Source organism: Nocardia sp. NPDC058176 (assembly GCF_042883805.1).
In the GTDB taxonomy this organism is placed as follows: domain Bacteria; phylum Actinomycetota; class Actinomycetes; order Mycobacteriales; family Mycobacteriaceae; genus Nocardia.
Genome location: NZ_JBHVVA010000005.1, coordinates 95,730 through 122,495, shown reverse-complemented (window position 1 = coordinate 122,495; position 26,766 = coordinate 95,730). Strand labels below are relative to the sequence as shown.

At 69.9% G+C, this 26,766-nt stretch carries 27 protein-coding genes; 17 read left to right on the top strand and 10 right to left on the bottom strand.

All coding sequences use genetic code 11. From position 1 onward, the window contains the following. Nucleotide 1 precedes the first annotated feature (1 nt). The 7 genes from ACFVVM_RS24900 (at nt 2) to ACFVVM_RS24870 (ending at nt 8,125) form a co-directional block, all read left to right on the top strand. Entirely contained in the window at nt 2–742 is a 741-nt protein-coding gene (locus ACFVVM_RS24900; protein ID WP_387622680.1) for a 16S rRNA (uracil(1498)-N(3))-methyltransferase, read from the top strand. Nucleotides 743–928: 186 nt separating this feature from the next. Then, entirely contained in the window at nt 929–1,993 is a 1,065-nt protein-coding gene (locus ACFVVM_RS24895) for a PhoH family protein (RefSeq protein ID WP_387623477.1), read from the top strand. 63 nt (nt 1,994–2,056) lie between these two features. Next, nucleotides 2,057–2,611 carry an rRNA maturation RNase YbeY gene (gene ybeY / locus ACFVVM_RS24890; protein WP_387622678.1) on the top strand — a complete coding sequence of 185 codons (555 nt, stop codon included), beginning with the start codon at nt 2,057–2,059 and terminating at the stop codon, nt 2,609–2,611. After that, complete coding sequence (locus ACFVVM_RS24885; RefSeq protein ID WP_387622676.1) at nt 2,608–3,954, top strand: hemolysin family protein; 1,347 nt, start codon at nt 2,608–2,610, stop codon at nt 3,952–3,954. The genes ybeY and ACFVVM_RS24885 overlap by 4 nt, the downstream gene beginning before the upstream one ends. Next, entirely contained in the window at nt 3,947–4,282 is a 336-nt protein-coding gene (locus ACFVVM_RS24880; protein WP_387622674.1) for a cytidine deaminase, read from the top strand. The genes ACFVVM_RS24885 and ACFVVM_RS24880 overlap by 8 nt, the downstream gene beginning before the upstream one ends. Further along, nucleotides 4,275–5,192: a GTPase Era gene (era, locus tag ACFVVM_RS24875; protein ID WP_387622672.1), complete on the top strand. Its 918-nt coding sequence runs from the start codon at nt 4,275–4,277 to the stop codon at nt 5,190–5,192. Before ACFVVM_RS24880 ends, era begins: the two co-directional genes overlap by 8 nt. 92 nt (nt 5,193–5,284) lie before the next feature. Beyond that, nucleotides 5,285–8,125 carry an ABC transporter substrate-binding protein gene (locus ACFVVM_RS24870; RefSeq protein ID WP_387622669.1) on the top strand — a complete coding sequence of 947 codons (2,841 nt, stop codon included), beginning with the start codon at nt 5,285–5,287 and terminating at the stop codon, nt 8,123–8,125. A gap of 6 nt (nt 8,126–8,131) precedes the next feature. On the opposite strand, the gene ACFVVM_RS24865 is transcribed toward ACFVVM_RS24870, so the two are convergent. Further along, the gene (locus ACFVVM_RS24865; RefSeq protein WP_387622666.1) at nt 8,132–9,559 is read right to left on the bottom strand and encodes an amidase; all 1,428 of its coding nucleotides are present in this window, start codon (nt 9,557–9,559) and stop codon (nt 8,132–8,134) included. Between the two features lie 150 nt (nt 9,560–9,709). Here ACFVVM_RS24865 and ACFVVM_RS24860 point away from each other — a divergent pair, with 150 nt between their 5' ends. From ACFVVM_RS24860 to ACFVVM_RS24835, 6 genes are all read left to right on the top strand, one after another. Further along, a complete protein-coding gene (locus ACFVVM_RS24860) occupies nt 9,710–10,576 on the top strand; it encodes an alpha/beta fold hydrolase (protein ID WP_387622663.1) in 867 nt (288 codons plus the stop codon). Further along, nucleotides 10,563–11,165 carry a TetR/AcrR family transcriptional regulator gene (locus ACFVVM_RS24855; RefSeq protein ID WP_387622660.1) on the top strand — a complete coding sequence of 201 codons (603 nt, stop codon included), beginning with the start codon at nt 10,563–10,565 and terminating at the stop codon, nt 11,163–11,165. The genes ACFVVM_RS24860 and ACFVVM_RS24855 overlap by 14 nt, the downstream gene beginning before the upstream one ends. Before the next feature lie 18 nt (nt 11,166–11,183). Further along, nucleotides 11,184–11,357, top strand: a complete 174-nt coding sequence (locus ACFVVM_RS24850) for a hypothetical protein (protein ID WP_387622658.1) — start codon at nt 11,184–11,186, stop codon at nt 11,355–11,357. Nucleotides 11,358–11,405: 48 nt separating this feature from the next. Continuing rightward, nucleotides 11,406–12,194, top strand: a complete 789-nt coding sequence (gene recO, locus ACFVVM_RS24845; protein WP_387622656.1) for a DNA repair protein RecO — start codon at nt 11,406–11,408, stop codon at nt 12,192–12,194. 147 nt (nt 12,195–12,341) lie between these two features. Continuing rightward, on the top strand, nt 12,342–13,163 hold the full coding sequence (locus ACFVVM_RS24840) for an isoprenyl transferase (RefSeq protein WP_387622653.1): 822 nt from the start codon (nt 12,342–12,344) through the stop codon (nt 13,161–13,163). Next, the gene (locus ACFVVM_RS24835; RefSeq protein ID WP_387622651.1) at nt 13,160–13,591 is read left to right on the top strand and encodes a YbjN domain-containing protein; all 432 of its coding nucleotides are present in this window, start codon (nt 13,160–13,162) and stop codon (nt 13,589–13,591) included. Before ACFVVM_RS24840 ends, ACFVVM_RS24835 begins: the two co-directional genes overlap by 4 nt. A gap of 12 nt (nt 13,592–13,603) precedes the next feature. On the opposite strand, the gene ACFVVM_RS24830 is transcribed toward ACFVVM_RS24835, so the two are convergent. Both ACFVVM_RS24830 and ACFVVM_RS24825 read right to left on the bottom strand, forming a co-directional pair. Further along, complete coding sequence (locus tag ACFVVM_RS24830) at nt 13,604–14,347, bottom strand: LGFP repeat-containing protein (RefSeq protein WP_387622648.1); 744 nt, start codon at nt 14,345–14,347, stop codon at nt 13,604–13,606. A gap of 105 nt (nt 14,348–14,452) precedes the next feature. Then, nucleotides 14,453–15,091, bottom strand: coding sequence for a TetR/AcrR family transcriptional regulator (locus ACFVVM_RS24825; protein WP_387622646.1), 639 nt, complete (start codon nt 15,089–15,091; stop codon nt 14,453–14,455). 104 nt (nt 15,092–15,195) lie between these two features. Between ACFVVM_RS24825 and ACFVVM_RS24820 the strand changes: the two genes are divergently transcribed. Beyond that, a complete protein-coding gene (locus ACFVVM_RS24820; protein ID WP_387622643.1) occupies nt 15,196–16,167 on the top strand; it encodes a hypothetical protein in 972 nt (323 codons plus the stop codon). Nucleotides 16,168–16,173: 6 nt separating this feature from the next. Here the strand turns inward: ACFVVM_RS24820 and ACFVVM_RS24815 are convergent, their stop codons facing one another. From ACFVVM_RS24815 to ACFVVM_RS24795, 5 genes are all read right to left on the bottom strand, one after another. After that, on the bottom strand, nt 16,174–16,674 hold the full coding sequence (locus ACFVVM_RS24815) for a hypothetical protein (RefSeq protein ID WP_387622640.1): 501 nt from the start codon (nt 16,672–16,674) through the stop codon (nt 16,174–16,176). Further along, the gene (locus ACFVVM_RS24810) at nt 16,671–18,515 is read right to left on the bottom strand and encodes a hypothetical protein (RefSeq protein WP_387622638.1); all 1,845 of its coding nucleotides are present in this window, start codon (nt 18,513–18,515) and stop codon (nt 16,671–16,673) included. The genes ACFVVM_RS24815 and ACFVVM_RS24810 overlap by 4 nt, the downstream gene beginning before the upstream one ends. After that, the gene (locus ACFVVM_RS24805; protein WP_387622635.1) at nt 18,515–18,808 is read right to left on the bottom strand and encodes a hypothetical protein; all 294 of its coding nucleotides are present in this window, start codon (nt 18,806–18,808) and stop codon (nt 18,515–18,517) included. Before ACFVVM_RS24805 ends, ACFVVM_RS24810 begins: the two co-directional genes overlap by 1 nt. A gap of 126 nt (nt 18,809–18,934) precedes the next feature. Continuing rightward, on the bottom strand, nt 18,935–19,405 hold the full coding sequence (locus ACFVVM_RS24800; protein WP_387622633.1) for a Fur family transcriptional regulator: 471 nt from the start codon (nt 19,403–19,405) through the stop codon (nt 18,935–18,937). Continuing rightward, nucleotides 19,389–19,739, bottom strand: coding sequence for an ArsR/SmtB family transcription factor (locus ACFVVM_RS24795; RefSeq protein WP_387622630.1), 351 nt, complete (start codon nt 19,737–19,739; stop codon nt 19,389–19,391). The genes ACFVVM_RS24800 and ACFVVM_RS24795 overlap by 17 nt, the downstream gene beginning before the upstream one ends. Before the next feature lie 177 nt (nt 19,740–19,916). Here ACFVVM_RS24795 and ACFVVM_RS24790 point away from each other — a divergent pair, with 177 nt between their 5' ends. Both ACFVVM_RS24790 and ACFVVM_RS24785 read left to right on the top strand, forming a co-directional pair. Then, the gene (locus ACFVVM_RS24790) at nt 19,917–21,317 is read left to right on the top strand and encodes a glycine--tRNA ligase (protein ID WP_387622628.1); all 1,401 of its coding nucleotides are present in this window, start codon (nt 19,917–19,919) and stop codon (nt 21,315–21,317) included. Nucleotides 21,318–21,522: 205 nt separating this feature from the next. Beyond that, nucleotides 21,523–22,779: an acyltransferase gene (locus ACFVVM_RS24785; RefSeq protein ID WP_387622625.1), complete on the top strand. Its 1,257-nt coding sequence runs from the start codon at nt 21,523–21,525 to the stop codon at nt 22,777–22,779. Between the two features lie 108 nt (nt 22,780–22,887). Here the strand turns inward: ACFVVM_RS24785 and ACFVVM_RS24780 are convergent, their stop codons facing one another. Next, nucleotides 22,888–23,706 carry a MerR family transcriptional regulator gene (locus tag ACFVVM_RS24780; RefSeq protein WP_387622622.1) on the bottom strand — a complete coding sequence of 273 codons (819 nt, stop codon included), beginning with the start codon at nt 23,704–23,706 and terminating at the stop codon, nt 22,888–22,890. A 45-nt stretch (nt 23,707–23,751) separates the two neighbouring features. Continuing rightward, nucleotides 23,752–25,761, bottom strand: a complete 2,010-nt coding sequence (locus ACFVVM_RS24775; RefSeq protein WP_387622619.1) for a TPM domain-containing protein — start codon at nt 25,759–25,761, stop codon at nt 23,752–23,754. 64 nt (nt 25,762–25,825) lie between these two features. Between ACFVVM_RS24775 and ACFVVM_RS24770 the strand changes: the two genes are divergently transcribed. After that, nucleotides 25,826–26,503 (top strand): MBL fold metallo-hydrolase, encoded by a 678-nt coding sequence (locus ACFVVM_RS24770; RefSeq protein WP_387622616.1) that lies wholly within the window; start codon nt 25,826–25,828, stop codon nt 26,501–26,503. The last annotated feature ends 263 nt before the right edge of the window (nt 26,504–26,766 follow it).

The following is a 26,766-nucleotide window of genomic DNA, read 5'->3' as shown; positions in this document are numbered from 1 at the left end:
GGTGGCCGCGACAGTCTTCTATCTGGACGAGGTGCCCGAACCCGGCGCCGTCGCCGTGCTCGACGGTCCCGAGGGCCGCCATGCCGCGACCGTGCGCCGGATCCGGATCGGTGAATCGATCACCCTGTCCGACGGGCACGGTGTGCTCGCCGACTCGGAGGTCGTCGCGGCGCAGAAGGACCGGCTCGAGCTGGCGGTCGGTGACCGCCGCGTCGAGGAGCCGGTGTTCCCGCCAGTGACCGTGGTGCAGGCACTGCCCAAGTCGGACCGTTCCGAGCTGGCCGTCGAGCTGATGACCGAGGCGGGCGTCGATCTGATCGTCCCGTGGCAGGCCGCGCGCTGTGTCGCGAACTGGGAAGCCAAGGCCGCCAAGGGCATCGAGAAGTGGCGCGCCACCGCGCGCGCGGCCGCCCGGCAGTCCCGGCGCGCCTACATTCCCGAGATCGCCGAGCTGCATCGCACCCGCGACCTGCTCGACCTGGTGCGCAAGGCCACCGCCGACGGCGTGATCGTCGCCGCGCTGCACGAATCCGGCACCGGCAAGTTCACCGAGCTGCCGGTGGGCGAAGCCGCCGAGGTGATCTTGATCGTCGGTCCGGAGGGCGGTCTCGACGACACCGAGGTGGCCGCGCTGGCCGAGGCGGGCGCGCACATCGTGCTGCTCGGGCCGACCGTGCTGCGGACCTCCACCGCCGCCGCGGTCGCGCTGGGTGCGCTCGGCGCGCTCACCGACCGCTGGTAGCCACCGCCACGATCCGCCTGACCTGCGAGCACGGTCGTGCTGTCGGGCGCCGTTATATCGCTGGGCCGTGTCGGTGCCGCGCGTTAAACTGAGGTCATCGAACACACAGTCGAGACCGGAAGCAGGCCATAGCCACTTTTGAAGAATCCAGGCGAGATCGGCGACCCCACCAACCCCGTATCAGGCATCGGCGCAGGCGGAACCAATGCGGGTCCCGCGGCGCGAACAGTGCGTTCCAGCATCGAACTCGCCCCGGAGTCTGTTTTCCCCTTCCTCGGCTCGGCCGACCAGAACCTTCGTCAGCTGGAGAAACTGCTCCCGGCCGACATCCATGTCCGCGGCAACACCGTCACCATCACCGGTAAGGCGGGTGATGTGGCGCTGGCCGAGCGCGTCATCGAGCAGCTCGTGGCGCTGACCGGCCGCAACCGGGTGATCACGCCCGAGGCGGTGCGCCACACCGTGTCCATGCTCACCGACGACGGCGTCTCCGAATCGCCCGCCGAGGTGCTGAGCCTGGACATCCTGTCGCGGCGCGGCAAGACCATCCGGCCCAAGACGCTGAACCAGAAGCGCTATGTCGACGCGATCGACGTCAACACCATCGTGTTCGGCATCGGCCCCGCGGGCACCGGCAAGACCTACCTGGCCATGGCCAAGGCGGTGCAGGCCCTGCAGGCCAAGCAGGTCACCCGCATCATCCTGACCAGGCCCGCGGTCGAGGCGGGCGAGCGGCTCGGCTTCCTGCCCGGCACGCTCAACGACAAGATCGACCCGTACCTGCGTCCGCTCTACGACGCGCTGCACGACATGATGGACCCCGAGGCCATCCCCAAGCTGCTGGCTTCCGGTGTCATCGAGGTCGCGCCGCTGGCGTACATGCGTGGCCGCAGCCTCAACGACTCGTTCATCATTCTCGACGAGGCGCAGAACACCACCGCCGAGCAGATGAAGATGTTCCTGACCCGCCTCGGCTTCGGCTCGAAGATGGTGGTCACCGGTGACATCTCGCAGGTCGACCTGCCGCACGGGCAGCGCTCGGGTCTGCGCGCGGCCGCGGAGATCCTCACCGATATCGACGACATCCACTTCTCGGAGCTCACCAGCGCCGATGTGGTGCGCCACCGGTTGGTCTCCGACATCGTCGACGCCTACGACCGCTTCGAGGCCGAGCCCCGTCCGGTGCCGGGCCCGCACTACCCGGGCAACCGGGCCCAACGCCGGGCGGCCGGTCGCGCCGAGCGCCGGTAACCGGCGCCACGCTGGAACGATGCCGCTCCGTGCCCGGCACGGAGCGGCCCGTACCCTGAACAGGTGAGCATCGAGATCGCCAACGAATCGGGCATGGACGTTCCCGAAGAAGACCTGGTCAGCGTGGCACGTTTCGTGATCGGCCGGATGGATGTGCATCCGGCCGCCGAACTGTCGATGGTGCTCGTCGATCTCGACACCATGGCCGACCTGCACGTGCGCTGGATGGATCTGCCCGGCCCCACCGATGTGATGTCGTTCCCGATGGACGAGCTCGAGCCGGGCGGCCGCCCCGACAGCCCCGAGCCCGGTCCCTCGATGCTCGGTGACATCGTGCTGTGCCCGGAGTTCGCGATGGGCCAGGCCCAGAAGGCCGACCATTCGCTCGACCACGAGCTGGCCCTGCTGACCGTGCACGGCGTGCTCCATCTGCTCGGCTACGACCATGCCGAGCCGGAGGAGGAGAAGGAGATGTTCGCGCTGCAGGCCCAGCTGCTCGAGGAGTGGTACGTGAGCCTGCGCGAGGAACAGCGCCGTGTCGAACTGGCCGAGCGCGACGCGCGACTGCTCGGCAAGGCGGGGTTCACCGCACCGGGTGACGCACTGGGCCCGGCGTGACCTCACTGATCCTGATCGTGCTCGCGATCCTGTTGATCGGGATCGGCGGCGTGTTCGCCGGGGTGGACTCGGCGCTGAACACGGTCTCGCGGGCCCGCCTGGACGACATGGTCCGCGAGGACCGTTCCGGCGCCGCGCGGCTGCGCACCATCATCGACGACCGCCCGCGGTACGTGAATCTCATGGTGCTGCTGCGCATTCTGTGCGAGATCACCGCGACCGTGCTGTTGGCCGCCGCGACCCTGGACCTGTGGAACGAGCGCACCGCCCTGGTGGTCACGGCCGCGCTGATGGTGGTGGTGTCCTACGTCGTGATCGGCGTCGGCCCGCGCACCCTCGGGCGCCAGCACGCCTACTCGATCGCGCTGGCCGCCGCTGTGCCGGTGCAGCTCATCGGCGCGGTGCTCGGCCCGGTGAGCAGGTTGCTGATCCTGCTCGGCAACGCCATCACTCCCGGCCGCGGTTTCCGCAACGGCCCGTTCGCCTCCGAGATCGAACTGCGCGAGGTGGTCGACATGGCCCGCGAGCGCGGTGTCGTCGCCGACGACGAACGCCGGATGATCCAGTCCGTGTTCGAACTCGGTGACACCGCCGCCCGCGCGGTGATGGTGCCGCGCACCGAGATGGTCTGGATCGAGGACGACAAGACCGCGGCCCAGGCGATGTCGCTGGCGGTGCGCTCCGGGCACTCCCGGATCCCGGTGATCGGCGAGAACGTCGATGACGTGCTCGGCGTGGTCTACCTCAAAGACCTGGTGCCCTATGCCGATCGCAGCCGCAAGGTGTCGGTGCGCGAGGTGATGCGCCCCGCGGTGTTCATCCCCGACTCCAAGCCGCTCGACGCCCTGCTCGACGAGATGCAGCGGCGCCGCAACCACATGGCACTGCTGGTCGACGAGTACGGCGGCATCGCCGGTCTGGTGACCATCGAGGACGTACTGGAGGAGATCGTCGGCGAGATCGCCGACGAGTACGACACCGACGAGACCCCGCCGGTGGAGGACCTGGGCGACGGCCGCTACCGGGTCTCGTCGCGGGTGTCGGTGGAGGATCTCGGCGAGCTGTACGGACTCGAGATCGAGGACGAGGACGTCGACACGGTGGGTGGTCTGCTGGCCCACGAACTCGGCCGCGTGCCGCTGCCCGGCTCGAAGGTGACCGTGCACGGGCTGGTCCTGCGTGGTGAGGGCGGCGCCGACGCGCGTGGCCGCATGCGGGTGAACACCGTGCTGGTGCGCCGGGCGGCCGACAAGGACAAGAAGAAGACCGACAAGCAGTCGCGCACCGACGCCGATCTGGTGGCTGCGACCGGTCCCGACGACAACGGAGAAGCCGATGAGTGAACTGGACGCCGAGGACAACAAACTGCTGGTGCTGGCGCGCGGCGCGCTGGGCCGCACCGGTGGCGTGAGCGGCGCCGCGGTGCGCGACACCGACGGCCGCACCTACGCCGCGGGCGAGGTCGCGCTCACCGCGTTGTCGCTGACCGCGCTGCAGGCCGCCGTGGCCGCCGCGATCTCCAGTGGGGCAGAGGGTTTCGAGGCGGCGGTCGTCGTCGGCGGTGACGCCGACGACGCCGGGATCGAGGCGGTGCGCGAGGTCTCGCCCTCGGCGGCGGTGATCCGCACCGACCGCACCGGCGCCGTGCTGAACGAGGTGCACGGTGGCTGAGCCCGGCAAGGACACCGAATTCCGGTCCGGCTTCGTCTGTTTCGTCGGCCGCCCGAACACCGGCAAGTCGACGCTGACCAACGCCCTGGTCGGCGCCAAGATCGCGATCACCTCCTCGCGCCCGCAGACCACCCGCCACACCATCCGCGGCATCGTGCACCGCGACCACGCCCAGCTGATCCTGGTCGACACCCCCGGCCTGCACCGCCCGCGCACCCTGCTCGGGCAGCGCCTCAACGACCTGGTGCGCGACACCTACTCCGAGGTCGACGTGATCGCGCTGTGCATCCCGGCCGACGAGAAGATCGGCCCCGGTGACCGCTGGATCGTCGAGCAGATCAAGCTGATGGCGCCCAAGACGAAGGTGCTCGGCGTGGTCACCAAGATCGACAAGGTGGGCCGCGACGAGATCGCCCACCAGCTGATGGCGCTGTCGAAGCTGCTCGGCCCGGAGTCCGAGGTCGTTCCGGTCTCGGCCGTGAAGGGCGAACAGGTCGAGGTGCTCGTCGACGTGATCGCCTCGCTCATGCCCGAGGGCCCGGCGTTCTATCCCGACGGCGAGATCACCGACGAGCCCGAGGAAACCCTGATGGCCGAGCTGATCCGCGAGGCCGCGCTCGAGGGCGTGCGCGATGAGCTGCCGCACTCGCTGGCCGTGGTCATCGAGGAGATCGAGCCCTACGAGGCCAACGAGGACATGCTCGAGGTGCATGCCCTGCTCTATGTCGAGCGGCCCAGCCAGAAGGCGATCATCATCGGCAAGAGCGGTGCCCGCCTCAAGGAGGTCGGCACCAACGCCCGCAAGCAGATCGAGCACATCCTCGGCACCCGGATCTACCTGAACCTGCACGTGAAGGTCGCCAAGGACTGGCAGCGGGATCCGAAACAGCTGGGGAAGCTGGGCTTTTGATCGTTTGAGCGTCGGTCCTTCGGGGTATCGTTCGGCGAACGCACCGGCTCGGCCGGTGCGCGCGCTGATCGTTTCCGGGGGAGGCCGTCGACATGTCCGAGAGCAACGATGTCGGCAAGTTGCTGGAGTTGTTGCGGGCGCTGGAGATTCCCGACACCAAGCCACGCGTCCTGCGGGCGCTGCTGCGCCGGCGGCGCACTCTGCCGCGGCCGATCGTCGAGATCGTCGGTGTGCAGGGGCACCCCGCGCTGGTCGCCGATCTCTACAGCTGGCTGGGCGAATCCGGCGGCAGGCGGGCGACCCCGCGCGTCAAGGTCGATCTGCGTTCGCCGGATCTGCCGCCCACCGCGCTCACCCCTGACCTCAACGCCTTCAACGCGGGACCGCACGCCAACGACCAGGAGATCCCTGGGCACTGTCTGCCGATCATCCAGCACCTGGTGGCCGGTTTCGCCGCCGACGACACCGCGATGGGCGCGATCAAGTTCCCGCGCTACCGCACCGCCGACTGGCTGACCAGGCAGCGCGTCACCAGCGACGAGTCCGAGGCGCCCGACGAACTGCGCCGCCGGTTGCCGAAGCTGCTGCGCAGTGGCACACCCGCCAGTCACTCCGACACCGCCGAAGGCGTTGCGGGCGACACGATCTCGCGGGTCGTGTTCGGTGTCCTCGCGCTGTGGCCGGTGCTGCGACTGTGGCTGTGGGTCTCCGGGCGCATTCCCGGCATGTCGAAGGTGACCAGGTGGTTCCTGCACCAGCGCTATCTCGCGCCCGAATTGTCGGGCAGTTTCCTGGGTTTCGCGTCCCGGCTGACCGCCTCGCACCGCGTCGACGAGAACGAGGAGCAGGTTGCCAAACTCCTGGTGCACGCGTTCCTCGAAGACCTGCGCGATGCCTACCGGCGCAGGATCTGGCGACCGTCGAGCTGGCGGCGCACCGCCTACCCGGTGGCGCTGTTCGGTGGGCTCGCCGAGGGCAGCGACGGCGCGCGCATCCTCACCTGGATCAACGAGATCCGCAACGAGACGGGGCTTTTCGATCCGCTGGTCGTGCTGGCCTTCCGTGAGCAGGGCCCGCATCGCGAGGTCGGCGAGCTCTCCCAGATCAGCGACCTGCGCCCGCTGCGCACCCTGGAGAGCCTGGCCGACGCGCCGACCCAGCAACCGCCCGACCCACTGCAGACCTGGGTGCGCGAGATCGACAACCGGCGCACCCACCGCCAGGCCGACGCCTGGTTCCTGCCCCTGCGCGCGCTGCTGCCCGCTGACACCCCGCCCGGCGTCGGCGACCCCCGGTTCCGCGGGATGGCCCTGCCGCCCGCCCCGCCGCTGGCCGCGCGCAGCTGGTTCGTCGGCCTGTGCGTGCTGATCCCGATCGCGCTGGCCGCCGCCGCCACGCTGGTGTACTTCCCGCCGATACGCGGCATCGCGTGTTCGCACTGGCCGTGGACCGACGGCGTCTCGGTGAGTCAGCGCGACGGTGAATGCGTCGGCTACAGCGACAACGCCAGGCAGACCTTCACCGATGATCCCGAGTTGTCGACCATGCAGCGAGAGGTGTTCCGGCTCAACGCGGCCGCCGCGCGGGCACGCGAGGACAACCCGAACCGGCCGCTGGTCTCGCTGGTGTACTTCGCCGGTCTGAGCTATGTCGACACCAATGTGCGCTACCCGCACGCCCAGGTCGAGGAGCTGGCCGGGCTCGCGGTCCAGCAGCGCCGGGCCCTGTTTGCCTCCGACGAGTCGGAACCGTTGCTGCGCGTCATCGTGGCCAACGGCGGCTCGGACATGCGCCACGCCCGCTGGGTGGTCGACAACCCGCTGCGCGAGCTGGTGGCCGAGGACCCCAGCGTGCTCGGCGTCGTCGGCATCGACCGCAGCAACGACCAGACCCGCCAGGCGATCACCCGGCTCGGCGAACTCGGTGTGCCCGCGGTGGCGACGACGCTGTCCGCCGACGGCCTCGACCAGGCCTCACCGCTGTATTTCCAGGCGGCGCCCAGCAATACGGTGCAGGCCCGGCTGGTCGCCGACTACGTCCAGGGCGCGCGGGAACCGGGCGGCGCGCCCCGCTACGACGAAGTCGTGATCTATCACCCGGAGACCGAGGACGACCTGTATGTGACCAGCCTGGTCGAGGATCTACGGGCCGAGCTGACCGAACGCGGTGTCGTCCAGCGGAGTTGGAGCTGGCGCGAACAGCAGGAGCTCTACCGTTTTCCCGCCCCGTGCGAGACCGAGGGCTTCGACCGCCGCACCCTGCTGTTCTTCGCCGGCCGCAACGACGACTTCCCGACCTTCGCCAAGTCGGTCAGCCGCGGCTGCCTCAGCGGCGCGGGTCCGGCGATCCTCGGCAACGACGCGGTCACCCGGCTGATCACCGACCAGCGCGCGACCGCCGCGCTGCCCGCCAACCTGACCGTGCGCTACGTCGCGAAGGCGGCCCCGGTGATGCTCGGCGGCGCCGACTGCGTGCGCGGCGTCGGCAAACTCGGCGATCAGCCGGTGCCCTTCGAACACGAACAGCTCTGCGCCGAACTGGCCGGGCTGATCGAGGACCTGCGCGGCTACCCCGAACTCACCGACTACCGCCCGAGCTGGGCCGGCGATCGCACCGGCCTCGCCTTCGACGTGAGCGGCCTGTTCCTCCAGGCCGTGCGCAGCAGCCGCGGCGTACTCGGCGACCTGCCCCCGAATCGAACCGCGATCGCAGTGCAATTGCGCGAGAGCGACTATCGCGGCGTCACCGGCACCCTCGGCTTCTCCACCCGCCGCGTCGCCGACGGCTCCTCGATCGCGGTACTGGTCACCACCGCCGTCGGCTCCGCGGGCCCACAACGCTGCCTGCTGATGTTCCCCCGCCAGTCCGGTCAGGACGGGTGTCCGGCGGGCACCAAGAGCGATATCGAAGGCTGGGTCGAACCGAGTCGATGAGTGGGCTCACCACCACGGCGTCGGCCGGTCCCGCTCCCAGCGCCGTTCCGATTCCAGCTGGGCGGCCAGGGCGATCAGCATCGGCTCGGTGTTGGCGGTGCCCATCAGCTGGGCGCCGATCGGCAGGCCGGTCTCGGTGAACCCGGCGGGCACGTTCACGCTCGGCCAGCCGAGTACGTTCCACGGCCAGGTGTAGGGGCAGGCGCCGGTGATCAGGTTGTTGGTGGCGCCGACGCCGATGCCGTCGATCTCCTCGGCGATCGGCGGGGGAGTGGCGGTGGTCGGGGCGAGTACGAGGTCGTAGTCGTCGAAGAACGAGCCGATCCGCCGGTGCAGCAACGGTTCCACGCGCCGGGCTGCGGCGAGGGCGGGACCGCCGAGTACCCGGCCGAGGCGGGAGTTGGCCGTGGTGCGCGGGTCGACGACCGCCTCCGGCATCGCGCGATGCACCCGGTGGATCCCCGCCATCGAGCGCGGCAGGAACGAGGCGCCGATCATGAGTCCGTAGTGCAGGTCGGCCACCGTGACGGTGTGGCCGAGCGCGCGCAGCGTCGTCGCCAGCCCGTGGACGGCCGCCGCGATCTCCGGGTCGAGGGCGGTCTTGGTCGCGGTGAACGGAATGCGCAGGGAGAGCGCGATCCTGAGCTTGCCCGGATCGCGGCAGACGGCGGCGCTCGCGTCGATCGGCGCCGGGGTGTGCAGGTCACCGCTGTGAGGTCCGGCGGCGAGGTCGAGCAGCAGGGCGGCGTCGCGCACGGTGCGCGCGAGCGGCCCGTTGACGGTGAGCCCGTAGAACGCCTCGGCGTGCGGCCAGGTGGAGATGCGCCCGCGCTGCGGTTTGATCCCGACGAGATTGTTCCAGGATGCGGGGATGCGCACCGAGCCCGCGCCGTCGGAACCCAGTGCGGCAGGCACCAATCCGGCCGCGACCGCCGCCGCCGAACCACCCGAGGAACCGCCGGGCGTGCGAGTGCGATCCCAGGGGTTGCGGGAGTGCCCGAAGGCCGCGCCATTGGTGAAGGGCAGCTGCCCGAGTTCGCAGGTGTTGGCCTTGCCCACGATCACCGCACCGGCGGCGCGCAGCCTGCGCACCGATTCGGCGTCCTCGGTCTTGGGCGTGAATTCCCCGCCACAGCCGAAAGCGGTGATCTCCCCGGCGATGTCGGTGTCGTCCTTGACCGCGATCGGCACGCCGAGCAGCGGGAGTCGCGTGCCGGCGGCCCGTCGCGCGTCGGCGTCGGCGGCTTCCCGGAGCGCGGCCTCGCGGCGGATGACCCGGAACGCGTTGAGCGTCGGCTGGGAAGCCTCGATCCGGTCGAGCGCGTCGGTGACCGCCGCGACCGAGGTGATGGTGCCGTCGGCGATCGCGGTGGACAGTTCGGTGAGGCCGAGGTCGGCCGGGGAGGTCGGCGCGACGCGGTCGGGCACGGACATGTGAGCTCCGTCTCTGCAGGTGGTTGGCTCGACGGTAACGCGGAGCTGGTCACTCGTCCACATACCCTGGGTGGATTTTCTCGGCTATAGACATACATACGGCATGTATGTAACAGTGAAGGTGCCCACATCCGAACAGGGGAGGACCCCATGGGAATCAGCTCAGCACTCGGCCCGGCCCGCGAAGTACGCCTGTCGGCGGGCCGCGTCCGCTATCACGAGACCGGCAGCGGCACGCCGGTGGTCTTCGTACACGGCCTGCTGGTCAACGCCGACCTGTGGCGCGAGGTGGTCCCCGCGCTCGCCGCCGCCGGACACCGCTGCCTCGCTCCCGACTGGCCGCTCGGCGCGCATTCGATCCCGCTGCCCGACGCCGACCTCACCCCCACCGGCCTCGCCGACCTCATCGCCGAGTTCCTCGATGTCCTCGACCTCACCGAGGTCACCATCGTCGCCAACGACACCGGCGGCGCGCTCACCCAGCTGCTGATGACCCGCCGACCCGAGCGGATCGCCCGCGTGGTGCTGGCCGCCGTCGACTGCTACGAGGTGTTCCCGCCCGCACCGTTCGCGGCGGTGATGCCCGCGGCCGGGTTTCCCGGTGTCCTGCGCGCTGCCCTGGCCTCGATGCGTTGGCGGCCCATCCGGCAATCCCGGCTCGGCTTCGGCTGGGTCGTCAAACATCCACTGCCGCAGGAGATCATGGACTCCTACCTGCTGCCCGCGCGGCGTTCGGCCGCCATCCGCGCCGACCTGCGGCGCTTCGCGGTCGGGGTCGACAATCGGGACACGCTGGCCGCCGCCGAGAAATTCGGCTCGGTCGAGATCCCCGTGCTGGTCGTCTGGCCGACCGAGGACAAGCTGTTCCCGATGGAGCTGGCCCACCGCCTCGTCCACGACCTGCCCCGCGCGACGCTGAAGACCGTCGAGGACTCCTACACTCTCCTGCCCGAGGACCGCCCGGAGTTGCTCGCCGAACTGATCGTGGAGTTCACTCGGCTGCATGCAGCGCCGTAGTCAGGAGGACCGCTCCCGCACCACCCGAGCCGCGCTCGAGCAGGCAGGCCGCAGCCTGTTCGCCGAGCGCGGCTTCGCCGGTACCTCCGCCGAACAACTGGTCGCGGCCGCCGGGGTCACCCGTGGCGCGCTGCACCACCACTACGGCGACAAGCGTGGCCTGTTCCTGGCCGTGCTCGAACAGGTCGAGACCGAGGCCACCACCGAGATCGCGGCCGCGGTCGCCGCCGTCGACCCCGACGACGTGATCGCGGGCATGACCGCCGGACTGGCCCGCTTCCTCGACATCTGCGGCCGCCCGGAAATGCTGCGCATCGTCCTGATGGACGCCCCGACCGTCCTGGGCTGGCCCGCCTTCCGCGACTTCGAATCCCGCCACGGCCTCGGCCTGATCACCGCCCAGCTCCAGCGCGCCATCGACGCCGGGCTGGTCGCCGCCGCCCCGGTTCCGGTGCTGGCGCAACTACTGCTCAGCGCCATCACCGAAGCCTCGTTGATCGTCGCCCACGCCGACGATCCCGACCGCGCCCGCCTGGAAACCCAGCAGTCGCTGCTGCTGCTCATCACCGGCCTGCTCCGGCAGACCTGACCGGCCCACCGTGCGCCGGTGGATTCGTCGCCGTGCGGCATCGTTGCCCGTCTCCTTCGGCCGCTCGATTCGGCCGCGCGTCGCGGCCGGACCGGTGGCATCGGCCTCGGCGGACAGCACGCGCAGGCGAACGAGGACGGCGGCGATCAGACGGTGACCCGGCGGTTGGTCGACGCGGTGATCGGCGCGTGACGTCGTGTCCGTGGGTCCGGTGTCGGGCCGACGTGGAAGACTGTGCGCGTGCGGTTGTATCGGGACGAGGCGGTGGTGGTCCGTCAGCACAAGCTGGGCGAGGCCGATCGCATCGTCACGCTGCTGACCAGGCAACACGGGCTGGTCCGCGCGGTGGCCAAGGGGGTGCGCCGCACCAAATCCAGGTTCGGGGCGCGGCTGGAGCCGTTCGCCTACATCGACGTGCAGCTGCATCCGGGCCGCACCCTCGACGTGGTCACCCAGGTCACCACGGTCGAGGCCTTCGCCGCCGACATCATCGACGACTACGGCCGCTACACCACGGCCTGCGCGATCCTCGAGACCGCCGAGCGCCTCGCCGGTGAGGAACGCGCGCCCGCGCCGAAACTGCACTCCCTCACCGCGAGCGCGCTGCGTGCCATCGCCGCCAAACAGCGCCCACACGAACTGATCCTCGACGCCTACCTGCTGCGCGCCATGGGCTTCGCCGGGTGGGCGCCCGCCCTGGACGAATGCGCCCGCTGCGCCACCCCGGGCCCGCACCGCGCCTTCCACGTGGCGGCGGGCGGCGCGGTCTGCGTGCACTGCCGTCCACCGGGCGCGAGTACCCCGGCCACGGGGGTGCTCGATCTGCTCGTCGCCCTGCTGAAGGGGGAGTGGGCCTACATCGACGGCGTTCCGGACAACATTCGCCGCCAAGCCAGCGGCCTGGTCGCGGCCCACCTGCAATGGCATCTGGAACGTCAGCTGCGCACCCTGCCGCTGATCGAGCGCACCGGCGCCGACACCGCCACCGCGAATCGGCCCGGCGCCGCCGTCGCAGGCCGTGCGGGCTGAGATCGCCCACGAGTACCGCGACCGCGGCCGAGCACTGATGTCGCGCGTCGGACGCAGCTGATCGCCGCACCGCGCGATCGTGTCGGCCACCGGCCCGCCGACCGCAACGGCGGAGCCCGTGCGGACCGCACCCGGCGATCAGGCAGGATGGAGGCCGTGATCCTGCGTCGTGACTCTTCCACCGCGAGCAAGCCGGGTGGCGGCACCCGCACCGTGCGCCCGCCGTCCCCGCATCCCTCCGGCGCGCGTCCGCCCGAGATCCCGCCGGAACTGGTGCCCAATCACGTCGCGCTGGTGATGGACGGCAACGGTCGCTGGGCCCAGGAACGCGGTCTGCCGCGCACCGCCGGACACGAACGCGGCGAGGCCGTGCTCATGGACTCCGTCGAGGGCTGTATCGAGATCGGCGTCAAGTGGCTGTCGGCCTACGCCTTCTCCACCGAGAACTGGCGGCGCAGCCCCGACGAGGTCCGCTTCCTGATGGGCTTCAACCGCGACGTGATCCGCCGCCGTCGCGACGAGATGCACGAGATGGGTGTGCGGGTGCGCTGGGCCGGGCGCCGACCGCGCCTGTGGCGCAGCGTGATCAAGGAACTCGAGATCGCCGAGGAACTGACCCGCGACAACGACGTGATGACGCTGACCATGTGCGTCAACTACGGCGGTCGCGCCGAGATCGCCGACGCCGCACGCGAAATCGCGCGCCGGGTGGCGGCGGGCGAGATCGACCCGGAGAAGGTCGACGAGGCCACCGTCGCCCGCTACCTCGACGAACCCGACATGCCCGATGTGGACCTGTTCCTGCGGCCGTCGGGCGAGTTCCGCAGTTCGAACTTCCTCATCTGGCAGTCCGCGTATGCCGAATTCGTCTACCAGGACACGCTTTTCCCCGATTTCGATCGGCGTAACCTGTGGGACGCGTGCCTGGAATACGCCAAGCGCGATCGCCGCTTCGGTGGCGCCAAATGAGCGACGGAGCCGACATGGACGCTGTGGTCACCCCGGAACTCGACCTGCAGGCGCGCACCGGCGCCTGCCTGCAGATGCAGGACATCGACATCCGGGTCGACGCCGACGGCTCACTCGGCTTCGAATACGACGGCGCCCTGTGCTCGATCCGCGCCGTCACCCTCGCGCCCGGCCTCACCGTGCTGTCGCTGACCAGCGTGCTGGCCTGGGACCGGCCGTTGAAGCCGCAGCTGCACAAGCGGGTCGCCGAGCGCAACAACGAGATCCAGTTCGGCTCGGTCACCCTGATCGCGCGCGGCAAACTGGGCGATGTGATCCTGCGCTACACCTTCCCCGCCGAAGGACTCGACGATCAGGCGCTGACCACCATGCTGCTGCTGGCACTGTCCGGCGCGAGCCGGGCCAGGCAGGGTCTGCTCGCCGCCTGACCCGCCCGGGGATCAGCTCGCGGGCTTCCAGGTGATCTTGCCGCCCTGGAAATCCTGGGCCTTGCCGCCCTGGTAGTCGTACTCGTCGCTGGTCGGGTACCCGTAGCGACCGGATTCGCCGCCCGCGCGGATCCAGTCGGCCTGGATGCTGCCCCACACCGCGTGCGCGCCGGTCTTCGGCGACCAGTAGATGGCGCCGGTCGGGAACAGGGTGAACTGTCCGTCGCCCTTGCCCGCCGCGGACACATCGGTGAGCGGGAAGCCCAGCGGGCTCGACTCCCAGCCGAGCTCGCCCCACTTGTCCCGGATCGGGCCGCTGATCTGGTGCGCGCCGGTGCCGACGGACCAGTAGATCGAGCCCTGCTGGAAGTGGTTGAACCGGCCCGTGCCCGCCGGCGTCGACTGCTCGCGGGTGACCGGGTAGCCGAGCTTGCCCGACTCGTTGCCCAGCTCGGCGAACTTGTCGCGGATCTGCCCGGCGACGGTGTTGGCATTGGTGTCGGGGTGCCAGTAGATGGCGGCGTTGTTGGCGAAGGTCTGGTACTTGCCACCGGCCGCCGCATCGGCTTCGGGGGAGGTGGGCTCGCCGAGCGCGGGGCCGCCCGCCTGGTCGTATTCGACCTCGATGGCGCCGCCGACGTCGAAGCCGCCGATCATGCGGGCGTGGGCGGTACCGGCGGTGGTCGCCAGCAGGGCGGCGGCGAGTGCCGCGGTCACCAGCGCGGCGGGCCGAAGGGGTTGACGGTGCAGTGCCACGGGAAACTCCTGGTCTGATCGATGTTCGAGGTCCCGGCACACGCTCCCCGCGGCGGGCCGCACCCGAACCTACCCCGTCGGCGCCGGTCTCAACAGTGAGCTTTCTTACTCTCCGATGATCGACCCCGGGCCGTTGTGCGCGGTCCCAGGCGGCGTGACCGGCAGCATCAGTTCGATGCCGCGGGCGAAATCGTCCGGGGTGACGTCACCGAGCAGCAGGTGCTGCAGGATGAAGCCGGGCATCAGGCCGAGCAGCATCTTGGCCAGGGCGTCGGCATCGGCGTCGGCCGGGATCCAGCCCAGGTCGCGGATCCGGAGCACGTATTCGCGCCACAGCGCGCGCACCCCGGCGGCGGCCTCGAGCACCGGGGCGGCGGCCTCGGGCTGCACGGTCGCCAGGGCCCAGGCCTGTGGCGCCAGACGCAGCAGGCCGTTCGGACCGCTGCGCGCGAGCACCTCGGTGGTCATTCCCCGGATCACCTCGGCGGGGACCGGAGGGGGGTCGGCGCGGATGATCTCGGCCAACCGATTGCGCAGCGGCAGCATCGTCCGGCCGAGCAGCGCCCCGATGATCTCGTCCTTGCTGGTGAAGTACCGGTAGACCGCCCCCGCGGACAGGCCCGACTCGGTGAACACGTCCTGCATCGAGGTTTCGTGGAAGCCCTTGCGCGCGAAACACCGCAGCGCGGCCTCGAGAATCTGCTCTCGACGGCGTTCCAGGTGCTCGGCGGAGACTCGGGGCATGACTCAAAATAAAACGAATGTCCGTTCTTGACAAGCTGGGTTCGGTGCTGTCACCGTGGAACCCATATAAAAGAACGAACATTCGCTTTAGAGGAGAAGCCGCCATGACGAGCATCCAGCGCGCCATCGCTCTCGGCCTCGCGGCCACCGTTCTGCAGGCACTGATGCTGGTCGCGTTCGCCTGGCCCGCCGTCAACCTGGCCCCGCGCGATCTGCCCATCGCGGTCGCGGGCCCACAGTCGGCGCAGGTGACCCAGCGTCTGCACGAGACCAGTCCCGGTGCCTTCGAGATCAGCACCCTCACCGATGCCGAGGCGGCGCGCACCGCGCTGACCGACCAGGAGATCTACGGCGCGATCGTCACCGGCGAGGGCGCGCCGCGGGTCATGATCGCCTCGGCCGCCTCACCCGCGGTCGCCCAGCAGCTCACCGCGCTGGCCCAGCAGTTCAGCGGCGCTCCCGCGGCGGTCGAGGATGTGGTCGCCACCGCCCCCGACGATCCCCGCGGCGCGGGATTCGGTTCCATGGTGTTGCCACTGGTGATGGCGGGCATCGCCGCGGGCGTGCTGCTCACCCTGCTCGTGCCCGCGCTGGGCGCTCGTCTCGCCGGACTGCTCACCTTCGGTATCGCCGGTGGCCTGCTGAGCACCTTGGTGTTCCACAGCTGGCTCTCGATCGTCCCCGGCGGATTCCTCGAGCTCGCCGCCATCGCGGGCCTGGCCGGCTTCTCCGTCGCCGCGGCCATCGTCGGGCTCGCCGCTGTCCTCGGCCGCGCGGGAATCGGCCTCGGCGCACTCACCATGCTGCTGGTCGGCAACCCGTTCTCCGCCGCCACCTCGGCACCGGAACTCCTGCCCCAGCCGTGGGGCACCCTCGGTCAGCTCTGCCCGCCCGGCGCGGCGGCCTCCTTGCTGCGCTCGGTCGCCTACTTCGACGGTGCGGGCGCCGCGCGACCGCTGACCGTGCTGCTGATCTGGGCGGCGGGCGGTGTCGCGCTGCTCGGCGTCGGCGCGGTGCGCGCACGCAGGTCACCGGGCCAGATCGTCGAGCCCGATCGGGCGACTGTCGCGGCTTGAGCATGTCTACTCCGCTGCGCAGGGCGCGGTCGAACTCACTGCGAAACGGCGTTGTGCGGGGTTGGCGCCGTAGCTCGATGCGCTCACCGTGAACCCCCGCTGATCGGTGTAGGACCGGTTCTCCGGCTGGTCCCCGGGGATCGGGTCGGCATCGCGGACGAAGCCGTGCGCGGTCAGTGCCTCGAGGTTCGCCAGCACGCGGTCGACGAACTCCGGCGACGGATCGACCTGTGTCCGTTCGTAGATCGGCGTCCACGGTGGGCCGACGGCGCGCAACGAGTTCGCGTCGGTGCGGCAGCCGTGCGACACGTCGACATCCCCGTTGGCCACGGAGATCGACTCGGGCCACACCAGGGTGAAGTTCCGCGCCACCAGCGGAATCGCCTCGGCCACGGTCACTCCGGAGGAATCCCTGATCTCCTGCTCGGTGGGCCCTTCGTCGACGAGCGACCCGCAGGAGGCCGCCACCACGGCGACGAGTGCGACGACGACCGGTCCGATCCTCATCGCACCGCCACCCGAGGGCCGAGCTCGGGATTGTCGGTGATGCGCGGATCGGCGTACGGGTCGACGTCGAAGAGCGCGCCCGCGGACGCCGCCTTGCCCGCGTCGAACGCCTCCTTGGCGCCGTTGCCGTTGTCGCCGAGACCCACATCGATCCACGGGGTCTCGATCCCGCGCTCGACATATCCGGTGACCGCACCGCCGGAGATCACCCCGACGATATTGCCGAAGGCGGTCGATTTCGGGTCGTCCCAATACTTTCCGTGTCCGTCGGGTCCGAACACCACCTCGCCCACCCGGTGCCCGCCGAGCGCGGTGCCGTAGAAGCCGGTGTCGAGACGGGTCACGCCGGGCACCTCGTCCGGGTCGCCGCCGAGCTCGGCCGAGGCGTGCGGATTGCCGGGTACCCGGATCCCGCCCGGAATCGACAGTCCCGCTTCGGGATAGGACTGCACCACGCCGATCAGATCACCGGGCGCGGTCATCGAATAGCGCTGCACCGCCGGGTTCGGATTGTTCCAGCCGGTGTCGAACACCCCGGTCCCCGCCGAGGACGCGTGCAGCACCCGATCGGCACGCAGACCCAACTGCTCCGCGGAACCGACGATCGACCCACCGTAGGAATGCCCTACATACGACACCGGCGTGCCCGGCGCACCGGCGGCGACCTCCCGATCGATCTCGCGCCCGAACTCGACCAGTCGCGGCGCCATCTCGGCCGCGAAGCGCGGGCTCGGCGCCCCATCGGACAGGCTGGTGAGACTCTGCGGGAAATCGCCCTCCATGTAGAGGAAGACCGGCCCACCGGTCTGATCGGCGATGTTCCACGCGGCAACGTGATTGGACCCCGACCCGTTCAGATTGGTACTCGTCCCCGGCACGTACACCCCGACTCCCGCTGCGCCCGAATCCATTTCGCCGAGCAGCTCGATCATCCGCCCGTTGCCCTCGGTGCTGAACGCGACGAACTTGCGGTCCACCATGTCCTGGTACGGCGTCGCGCCCGCCCCGGTCGCCGCCGGTGTCGTGCCGAGTTCGCCCACCCCGGCGGGGTTCGGAATCGGAGCCAGCATGGCCTCGAGCTGCTTGATCCGGGAATCGTCGCGGTCGGGCTTCTGCTTCTCGGCGGTGAGCGCGTTGCGGATGGCGATCTCGTTGGCCTCGATCCGCCGGGCGAACGGGACCCCGTTCAGATTGCCCAGCTTCTCCGGCGCGGCGATCACCAGCTGTCGCTGCGCCAGTGGACTCAACGTCGCGAAGAAGTCGGCCCGATCATCCTCCGACATCGACGCGAGCCGAATCGCCACGGCATCGGGGTCGCGGAGCGTGCCATCGGGCAGCGTGATGTCGGGCTGACCGTCACGCATCGCGGCGAGATCGGCCAGCGACTCACCGAGGCGGGCACCGAAGAGATCGTCGAGGCGCTCGATCTCGTCCAGTCCACTGTGCAGGTTGAGCTGGAAGACCCCGGCCTCGCCCGCCTTCTCGGGATCGGGATGGGTCACCCCGCCATCGGGGGCGACCGCGAAGCCGCCGCCGAGCGCGAGGTTCTTCTGGTCCAGCACATAGGTTCTCGCGTGCCGTAGGCCGCGATGAGCATCGTCGGCGTCATCGGCCACCCGCAGCAGGACCGCGCGTACCTCGTACCCGTGATCGACTTCGGCGTCGATGCGCCGGGTCGCCGCGTCCTTGGTCCGGCCGTGCCAGCCGCCCGCCGCCGAGGCCGCGCGCGAGCAGTCTTCGACCGAGGTCGACAGGGTGTCGGCATTGGCGCGGGCGGCCTCGGCGGCGCGCTGCAGGCCGTCGAGATTCCAGCCGTCGAGCTGGGTGATCGTGGGCCGCATCAGCGGTCGCTCAGCTTGTCGATCGCACCGGCGATCTCGGTGTCCTTGGCTTGTATGTCGGCCGCGAACCGGTCCACCAGATCGGCCAGCGTGGCGTATCGATCCGCGATCGAGGTCATGGCCTGCTCGGCAGGCTCGGCCAGCGCGCGCACGGTGGTGAGCACCGCGCTGCCGTCACCGGTCACTTCCGACATCGTCGACCAGGCCAGCCCGCCGACCTCGTCCCCCTCCTGGCGCCACGTCCCGGCCATGACCGTCAACTGCTCGGGCTCCACACCCAGCGTCGTACTCACGAATTCCCCTCCTCCGGTGCCGAGTCGGCCGAGGGCCGTCGGTACCCACCGCGCGGATCGGTCTCTTCGTGAAGGTTGGACGGGGCAGGCGAAGCGAGGGTTCCGTTATGTGATGTGAGTCACATGTCAGACGGAGGCGGATTCGTCCTCGGGCGCGTCGGTGCGGGCGCGCACGCAGTCGCGGCAGGTACCGAAGATCTCGAGGGTGTGGCTCACCTCGGTGAAGCCGTGCTCGCCCGCGATGGACTCGGCCCACGCCTCGACCGTGGGGCCCTCGACCTCGACGGTGCGGCCGCACTGCCGGCAGACCAGGTGATGGTGGTGTCCGCTCGAGCACTGCCGGTAGACCGATTCGCCGGAGTCGGTGCGCAAGACGTCGACCATGCCCGCGTCGGCCAGCGACTGCAGGGTGCGATACACGGTGGTCAGGCCGATGCCCTCGCCGCGTTTGCGCAGTTCGTCGTGCAGTTCCTGGGCCGAGCGGAATTCGTCGATATCGCCGAGCAGGGCCGAGATCGCGCTGCGCTGGCGGGTGCTGCGCACGCCGACCTGCTTGCCGGAGAGATTGTCTGCCAACGGATTACCCTTCCTCGGCATGGGCGACGGCATCGACGACGATGTGCGCCAGATGATCGTCGACGAGTTCGTAGAGCACCTCGCGACCCGAGCGTTCGCCATGCACGACCCCCGCCGATTTGAGAATGCGCAGATGCTGGCTGACCAACGGCTGTGTCACCCCGAGCGCGTCGACCAGCTCGTGCACGCAACGCGGTGACTCGCGCAGCTGCAGCACGATCGCGATCCGCACGGGCGCGGCCAGTGCGCGCAGCAGCTCGCCCGCGTCCTCCAGCACCTGGCGTGCGGGCACGGCGGCGGGGGCGGGGGAGTGGTAGGGATTGTGCGGGTGCGCGGGCACGGCCTCGGTGGTCATGAACCAACTCCTTAATGGAAACAGATTCCATTTTGATATGCATGGGTGCGCATGTCAAATGGCGCGCCGGACGGGGACGGTCGGCTGCTGCAATCTCGCTGGACACGTCCCGATACGCTGGACCCACTGACGTACGGTATGCCGACCCGGCATACCTGCGATTCCGACTCGCAGTGGATGGAGAAATCTCGCGTGGCACCCAAGTCGAAGGTGGACACCGTTGCCAACCTCGCCAAGCGCCGGGGTCTGGTCTACCCGTGCGGTGAGATCTACGGAGGCACCAAGTCGGCGTGGGACTACGGTCCGCTGGGCGTCGAGCTGAAGGACAACATCAAGCGGCAGTGGTGGCGCACCATGGTCACCAGCCGTGAGGATGTCGTCGGCCTCGACTCCTCGGTGATCCTGCCGCGTCAGGTCTGGGAGGCCTCCGGCCACGTCGAGACCTTCTCCGACCCGCTGGTCGAATCGCTGCACACGCACAAGCGCTACCGCGCCGATCATCTCCTGGAAGCCTACGAGGAGAAGCACGGCCGTCCGCCTGCCAACGGCCTGGCCGACATCAACGATCCCGAGACCGGCCAGCCCGGCAAGTGGACCGAGCCGAAGAACTTCTCCGGCCTGCTCAAGACCTTCCTCGGCCCGGTCGACGACGAAGAGGGCCTGCACTACCTGCGCCCCGAGACCGCGCAGGGCATCTTCGTCAACTACAAGAACGTCGAGACCACCGCGCGCAAGAAGCCGCCGTTCGGCATCGCCCAGATCGGCAAGAGCTTCCGCAACGAGATCACCCCCGGCAACTTCATCTTCCGCACCCGCGAGTTCGAGCAGATGGAGATGGAGTTCTTCGTCAAGCCCGGCGAAGACGCCGAGTGGCACAAGTACTGGATCGACACCCGCCTGGCCTGGTACACCGACCTCGGCATCGATCCGGAGAACCTGCGCCTGTTCGAGCATCCCAAGGAAAAGCTGTCGCACTACTCGGCCGGCACCACCGACATCGAGTACCGCTTCCGCTTCCAGGGCAGCGAATGGGGCGAGCTCGAGGGCATCGCCAACCGCACCGACTACGACCTCAAGACGCACTCGAAGCACTCCGGCACCGACCTGAGCTTCTTCGACCAGGCCTCCGGTGAGCGCTACACCCCCTACGTCATCGAGCCCGCGGCCGGTCTGACCCGGTCGCTGATGGCGTTCCTGGTCGACGCCTACGCCGAGGACGAGGCCCCCAACGCCAAGGGCGGCGTCGACGTGCGCACGGTCCTTCGCCTCGATCGCCGCCTCGCGCCGGTCAAGGCCGCGGTGCTGCCGCTGTCGCGCAACGCCGACCTGACCCCCAAGGCCAAGGACCTCGCCGCCCAGCTGCGCCGCAACTGGAACATCGACTTCGACGACGCGGGCGCCATCGGCCGCCGCTACCGCCGCCAGGACGAGATCGGCACCCCGTTCTGCATCACCGTCGACTTCGACACCCTCGACGACCAGGCCGTGACGGTCCGCGAACGCGACTCCATGGCCCAGGAACGCATCGCCCTCGACCAGGTCGAGTCCTACCTCGCCGCCCGCCTCATCGGCGCGTAATCCCCACCCGAGAAGCCCGCACCCCACCAGGGTGCGGGCTTCTCGCGTTGGACGATTGATCACCAGGCTCTGGTGTGAGTATCGCCCGAGTAGCCAATGCCACCAGAGCCTGTTGATCTTGATCGACGGGGGCGCGGGGTGCAGGTGATCACAGTGCGTACCTGACGGTTTGCGTTGGGGAGGGGTGTGCCTCACTCTTTCCGTTGTGCTGTGGGATTCGGAAGATGTCGTGCGGGTGCTGGCTCCGTCGGAGCAGCGATTCGTGCGGCACGCGACCTTCACCGGGCGGTCGGTGACCGTGCGCGGTGAGCTCGACGCGGCGGCGCTCGGGGCGGCGTTCGCGGCGTTGCAGCGGGCCTTTCCGATTCTGGTGTGCCGGATCGTCGAGGACGACGAGGGCCGGGGAATCCTGCTGCGGCCCGGGCACATCGAGCCCGTCGGCGCGTGGGTCAGTTTCGGCGATCCCGACGAGGTCAGGATTCCGGCGGAGTCGATGGCGCCCAACGCCCAGCTCGGCTACCTGGATGTGGTCCTCGCCGAGGAGGACCGGGCGCGGGTCACGTTGTTCGTGCACCACAGCGTCGCCGATGCCGCGCACTGCGTGGAACTGTTCACGCGGCTGTGGGGCTACTACACCGATCATGTGGAGACCGGCACGATCGCGGCGGGTGCGCGGGAGTATCCGGAGTCGTTGGAAGCGTTGCTGGCGCGGCGGGGGGTTGTCCGCGGACCGCGGTCGGGACTGGAGTCGGTGACCCGGCCGCTGGTCGTCGCCGACGAGACACCGGCCACCGAACCGGCCCCGCCCGTGCTGTCCCGGCCCGACCGGATCCGGCTCGACCCGACCGAGACGGCGCGCGTGCTCGAGCAGGCCCGCACGTATGCGGTGAGCGTCAACGGACTGGTCACCGCCGCAGCGCTGCACGCCTTCGCCATGCTGACCGGCGCGGACCGGGTCGGTTGCGTCTATCCGGTCGACCTGCGCAGGCGCCTCGACCCACCGGTCGCGCCGGAAGCGGGCACCAACCTGGCCGGTCTGGCCGCCTTCACCGCCGACCGCGACGACACCGCCGACCTCGTCGCGCTCGCCCGCAAGATCGGCACCGGCCTCCACGACGACCTCGCCACCGGCGTCATCGAACAGTCCGTCCTGCACTTCCCGGACTTCTTCGGCCCCACCCGAATCCACTCGACCGCGGGCCACATCGCCCTCACCAACACCGGCACCGTCCCCACCTTCCGCGCCCCCACCGGCGTGATCCTCGACGACTACGAGATCGTCTACCTCGCCGCCCACCCCCGCCCCTCGACGGGCGCCGCCGCGGCGGTCACCATCCTCGCCTACACCTACCTCGGCACCCTCACCATCGCGGCCCTGGGTGGCAAAGCCGCGGAACTCCTCCCTGCGGTGGCCGCCGAGCTGACCTGGCAACCCGCCGACAAGGCGGCCGCGACCGCCTGACCTCGGTCCGGGTCGGGCATTCGCGGACCGCGACACGTGCCGTCGCGGGGGTCTTCTCGCCCCAGGACAACGACGGACACGTGGAGGGTCGCGGGAGGTAGGCGGCGACTACCGCGGAGCGAGGGGCTCTTGCAGTTCGGTGACCCAGCCGTCGGGGTCGGGCGTCCACTCCAAGGTGACCTCCCGGACCGGCGCACCGGTGCGATACCCGTTGTCCTCCACCCACCGACCCAGCGCCTGCCACGCCGCGCCGATCCCGGCGACGTTCCCGTGGTGGACGGTGGTCGCCGCCTGCTCCACCGCGGGCAGGTCGACGATCGAGAACCCCGGTGCCGCTGCGGGTTCCACGTTCACCGGGACGCAGGCGTGGATCTCCACGGTGCCGTCCTCGCGCGGTTCGTAATAGGCGGTTCCCGGTCCCACGATCGAGATCCCGGCTTGTGCCAGCCGATCGCACAGCCCCTCGAACAGCGGCTGGATCACCGGACTGATCGCCGACGGCTCGAAACCCGCGGCCACCCCGGTCGATTCGGCCACCCGCACCGCGGGCAAAGACTTGAGCACCACATCCTGATCGGGCATGACGCCCTCCTTCTCGATGATGCGGAGTCTCGCCTCGACCTCGGTCAACCGCGAACGGTCGTCCGCGATCCGCTGCTCCAGCTCGGCCCGGCGCAACGTGAGCATGCCCCGCAGGGCGACCACGTCGGGCCCCGGCTCGAGCATCCGGCCCACCTGTTCCAAGGTGAACCCGAGCTCTTTGAGCGCGACGATCCGGTTGAGCCGAGCCAACTGCGCAGCCGTGTAGAACCGATACCCGGTGGCCGGGTCGACCCTGGCCGGGCGCAGCAGGCCCACCGCGTCGTAGTGGCGCAGCATGCGCACTGACACCTGACCGTGTCTGGCGAAATCTCCGATACTGAACATGACGCCCTCCGGTGTACGGCCTCACACGGTGTGAGGGTCAAGCGCTCAGAAGCGCCCACCCCGGCTGACCCGCCGCGATCCCGACGACCCGCCGTAGGACCCCGGCCGGTATCCGCCACCACCGCCGCGCCCCCGCGGCCCGCTGTTCATCGAGCCACGCAGGAAACTGTCGAGCAGGATGCCACCCAGCACCGCACCGGTCTGGGCATTGCCACCCGCGAAGGGCCGCTGCTGGCTCTCCCACGCCCGCACGCTCGCCTGCGCCTGCTGCATCGCCCGCCCGCCGAGATCGGCGGCGGTCTGCGCGCTGTTCAGCGCACGCTGCGGATCGGTGCCGACGAGTCCGCGCGCCTCGTCGAGATGCCGCTGTGCCTCGGAGAGCCGGGTCCGCGCCTCGGCGTCGACGCCGCCGCGGCGGGTGCTGATGAACGACGACGCCGCATCGATGCGCCCGGCCGCGTCGGTGAGCGTGCGGTCGAGCCGCCGCCGCAGATCCTCCACGGCCAGTTTGCGATCCGAGGCCGCCGCGATCGCCCGATCGAGATCGGCATCGGCGCTGACCGTGTCGTGGAACGCGCCGAGCGGGTCGAGCTCGGCGGCCTCGGCAGCCGCCTGCACGGTGATCTTGGCCGCCGCGACCGCCAGCTCCAGATCGCGACCGCCGAATTCGGTGAGCTGCGCGGCAACGGTGAGGTCGTTGCGCAGTTCGTCGAGCGCGGCGGGCAGGCCGTCGCGGGCCTGCTGGATATTGGTCGCCGCCTGGTCGACCGCGTCGAGCAGGGTACGCGCCTGACCGATCGCCCCCTCGGCCGCGCGGATGGCCGCCACCGCGCCACCCTGTCGTCCGACCGGCTGGGTGAGCGCGGCCCGCGCGGTGTCGATATTGGCCTCGGCGAAGCTGATTCGCTCTCGCGCCATCTGCACGTTGTCGCGCACCGGCGCGATCACCGAGCTCGGATAGGTCGAATTCAGCCGCGCCAGTTCGGCTTCGGAGCCCGGCGTGCGCGCGGTCAGCTCAACGACGGCCTGGGTGAGCCCGTTCAGCCGGGCGGGCGCGTCGATGAGCAGATCGCGCATGGCGTCGAAATCGGCCACCTGGGCGTCGAGTTCGCGATCGGCCTTCCCCGCGGTGGTGATCAGGTCCAGCAGCATGGCGCGCTGCTGGTCGGGGGTCTCGGGGATGTCGTCGTCGAGCTGCTGACGGATCGTGAACGCCTTGGCGGTGGCCGCGCGGGCGCCGTCGAGCGCGGTGCGGAACGGGGTCACCGCGGTCTCGCCGAATTCGCCGGTCGCCAAGGCCAATTCCTCGGTGCTGGTGCGCACGGCGTCATCGATCTCGACGAGGCGTTCGCGCGAGAGCTCGTGCAGGGTCGGCAGCGACAGCGCGGCCAGCGCCGCCGAATCGGTCGGGTCGACCTCCCGCGCGCTGACGAGTTCGGCGCGCTCCCGGCCGCGGCGGCGGACGCGCGAGAACAGGATCAGCCCGCCGACGACCACCACGACGAGGAGCAAGAGCAGCCCGACCGCTCGCAGCGACACCCCGCCGCCGCTGATCGCAGAGCCGATGCCGTCGGCGGTCGCGATCGCCGCCTGTGCCCACTGCTGGTCGCGCAGTTCGGGTTCCACCGTGCGGCTCAGCAGCGAATCCAGCTCGCTGTCGGTGACACCGTCGGGCAGGTCGCCGTGCAGCCAGTAGCCGCGATCGTCGACGGCCACGGCCAGCAGCAGGTCCCGGTCGCTGAAACCGGACAGGTCGGCGGTGCGGGCGGCCCAGTCGCGCGGGGCCATCGAGGCGAAGTCGCGCACGTAGTTGACCCACAGCTTCACCTGGTGGTCGCGGTAGAGCGCGTCGACGGCCTCGTTCACCCGTGCCTCGTCGGCGGCGCTGAGCACGTCCGCGGAGTCGACCACCTGCGGGCCCATTCGCGCGGGCGGTTCGGCGGTGGCGCTCGGCGCGCACAGCAGGCTCAGTGCGGCGACCACGACGGCGACCAGACCGGCCGACACACGCACCGGCACCGATCGCGGGGCCGGATTCTTCCTCGACTGCGGCATGGGTCGAATCTAGTGGGCGCCCGGCGAGTCTGCGAGTGTCGGCGTCTGCTTCTACGATCGGCGCATGGTCACAGTCGATCGCCACTACACCGGCCACGTCACCCCCGGCGCGGGCGCCGCGCAGCGCGAGGTCCCCGGCGCCCGCATCGTCAAGATGTCGGTCGGCCCGATGGACAACAACACCTACCTGGTGCAGAGCACGGCCACCGGCGCCGCCGTCCTGATCGACGCCGCCAACGACGCCGCCCGCATCATCGAGCTGACCAGCCAGGAAACGCCCGGCCAGGTCGAACTCATCGTCACCACCCACCAGCACCCCGACCACTGGCAGGCCCTCGCCGAGGTCACCAAGTCACTCGGCGCCCCCACCACGGCCCACCCCCTGGACGCGGACCCCCTCCCCGTCACCCCCGACCGCCTCCTCGCCGACGGCGACACGATCGAAGTCGGCGACCTGACCTTCGACATCATCCACCTGCGCGGCCACACCCCCGGCTCCATCGCCCTGGCCCTCGTCGACGGCGACGGCCGCACCCACCTGTTCACCGGCGACTCCCTGTTCCCGGGGGGTCTTGGGCGGACAACAAACCCTACCGACTTCGCGAGTCTGTTTGACGATGTGACCAGCAAGCTCTTCGAACGGTACGTCGACGGTACTGTTGTCTACCCAGGGCATGGTGACGACACGACGCTAGGGGCCGAGCGGTCTCACCTGGGTGTGTGGCGTGACCGAGGTTGGTAGCAGCGTGGAGCTTCGAGCGGAGTATCCTCCTCACCACAAAGCAGTATCTTCGATCGTTTCGCGTTCACAGCTGTGGGGACATGCGGTCCGGGATCTACCGAGAAGCGAGTACGCCTGGCGGCTAGTGATCCTGGGCAGTAGTGCCTTCGACGTACAACAGAGCTGTGCTGAACGTGAAGACGCCAGGGTGGACTGTAGCTCTGCGCCACCTATTCTGCGGCATTGCAAATCAGCAGAATCGGGAAATTTTCCAACGCCACATG